Here is a 2255-nt window from a genome sequence, read left to right as displayed (position 1 = left end):
TTTTAGTCCTTTCTTATATAAATTTTACCCACACACCAGCCCCGCTTTTGACGTGCAAGCAAGTGATATGAATTGATTCAAGATAAACAGATTTGAAATGAGAGAATCCTACGTTATTCGGGCGTCTAATTCAATATGAACAGAGCTAGATTATCATTATAAATCAATATCTTGTATCGGCTTATCAAGCGGGGGATGTTTTGCCCAATTCTGTTTGGTGTTTAAATCACCGCCCACGTAGTAGTCCAGAAGGGATGGTTTACAATCTGTGGCATAATATTTGGGTTGATATTTATCTTCAATCAGGGACAGGTGAAAATGCAAAGTCGGCATATGGTGTTCCGATTACGACCAATCGTAGCTATGCGGATCATGCATTTGATTTTTGGTCTGTTAGTATAAGAGATTTTTGACGAGTGATGAGTTTTCGCCAAGCATGTATGGAAGTAATCAAGCAACCAGTATTGTCGGCAATCAAGCGCCTTCTTTTAAGACGTCTGGAGGACACGTTGATACAAACAATAGACGGATGATTTTGCATATCGGTTGTGAGGATGGTTGCGGTTATGTTTGGCAATATTTGTCTGGTTGTTATCCAGTGACTAAATGGCATACAGGGGAGCAAGGAAGCAGTTTACGTGTAGACATAAATGTTATGTTGGGAGGAGGCGGTTGGACTGGTGGCTCTAACAATGATCATCTTGTGCGGAACTTTGCGCTTTCTCGTTATGTAGAAGATGAAAAATAGGCGCCCGTGGATGTAGCGAGCCACTTTATTATAATTAGCGCGAGATTGATTAGAACATCATTTTATCCAACCTCACTTATGTGGGGCTTTTGTTATGGAGCGTCATATGAGAAAGATATCGAAAGAAGGATTGGCACTTCATCTTGAAGTTTTAAAAACAAAGTTTTTTCTACTAAACTCATGGTGTCAACCATGAGCAGTACAATCTTATCACTCATATTTTCATGTCTAGAAAATTGAGATAATGCCATCCATAAATCGCATAAGAAGTTAGAACCTACCTTCATTGCACACCTTCGTGGATTTGTTCTCTCAAACATGCCGCCAATCCTTTAGGTGTGATTTTTGTTGAAGGCAGCACCTTTTCTGTTCCATCCGGTTTTTGAATGGTGATGGCAGAACAGTCCATGAATCCTTTGTTGATTTTATCCTGATTAAGGTAACAATGGACCACTTGGAGCACGTCGATACACCCAATCATTTTTACGCAAGTAATCTATTAAATCCTTTGGTCTTATCTCCAACATCTTCACGGTTTCAAACAAACCAAACAAACCATCAGAGCGTTTTAAGCCTTCTAAAGCTTTTGCTTTTGGTGCTAATTCTGAAATAACATGGTCTTTCTGCTCAATTTGATTTTGTAGATGATTTAAGGCGCCAAGTAATACTTCGGGTTTGGAGTAATCAATTTATGGAATAGCTACTTGTCTTTCCAACGGTTAATTATCTTTGCTCGTAAGGCAGTGCTGTAACTAGAAACAAGAATTAAGCATTCACGCTTTGGCGGGTTATAACAAGGGCGGCTTTCACCTTATGTTATCAAGGTAGTGCCCACCAAAATCAACCTTCTCAAATTTGAGGGCGTTAAGTTCTTCAAGCGTTTTCTTGATGTCACGCATAATATTGTCATGCCTTTTGCCACATAATTCAGTAATTTTAATAATGGTATTCATAAAGAATTCTTAGATGTTAGACGTTCCTTAATGACATTCTAAAAGAGTGCTGGTCGCTAAGAAACACGGCATCTAGTCCGTCGTTATGCCTTTCCCCGAAGGGGGGATATGGCATAGCCACACCTGACAAAGCTATTATATGCATGTAGCATAGAATGAGTTAAAGCTTTTAAATTGCGGAAGATTAGTTATTTCGGCAACTAATCCGCTAGTTGTTTTAAGGTGTTTTTGAGGCACCTGATTTGAAAATACCTATTACTAGAATTGTCCAGTAATAAAAATTACTTTTTGCTAAGAAAACGTTTCACATACTGTACAGTGTACATATTGAAATTGTTATTTATCAATGAGTTAAGTGTACAATGTACAGTCAAATTGAAAATTCTGTCGCTAGCGATAGTTCGCACTAGCCTGTCCCGCAACGAAGCCAACCCGCTGGGAAGTACTTTTTACATTGATTTTATTGACTTTTTTATGGAAAAACAAAGCATAAGTGATAATCTGTTTTTAAAATTGCAATCAAAGTGTGTAATGCATAAACTCATAAGGATATG

2 protein-coding genes and 1 pseudogene are annotated in these 2255 nt (G+C 38.2%); 2 read left to right on the top strand and 1 reads right to left on the bottom strand.

From position 1 onward, the window contains the following. The first annotated feature begins 200 nt into the window (after window positions 1–200). Together ACFIMS_RS04980 and ACFIMS_RS04975 are read left to right on the top strand one after the other, a co-directional pair. The gene (locus ACFIMS_RS04980) at window positions 201–413 is read left to right on the top strand and encodes a hypothetical protein (protein ID WP_375638827.1); all 213 of its coding nucleotides are present in this window, start codon (window positions 201–203) and stop codon (window positions 411–413) included. Beyond that, window positions 410–748, top strand: a complete 339-nt coding sequence (locus ACFIMS_RS04975) for a hypothetical protein (protein ID WP_375683006.1) — start codon at window positions 410–412, stop codon at window positions 746–748. Before ACFIMS_RS04980 ends, ACFIMS_RS04975 begins: the two co-directional genes overlap by 4 nt. A gap of 283 nt (window positions 749–1031) precedes the next feature. Here ACFIMS_RS04975 and ACFIMS_RS04970 read toward each other — a convergent pair. After that, a pseudogene (locus tag ACFIMS_RS04970) lies at window positions 1032–1701 on the bottom strand (phage antirepressor KilAC domain-containing protein). Window positions 1702–2255: the final 554 nt, after the last annotated feature.

Source organism: Bartonella sp. AP331QHHD, from assembly GCF_042195905.1.
GTDB lineage: Bacteria > Pseudomonadota > Alphaproteobacteria > Rhizobiales > Rhizobiaceae > Bartonella.
Note: the sequence above shows the minus strand (reverse complement) of the source record. Positions and strands in the feature narration are given on the sequence as shown.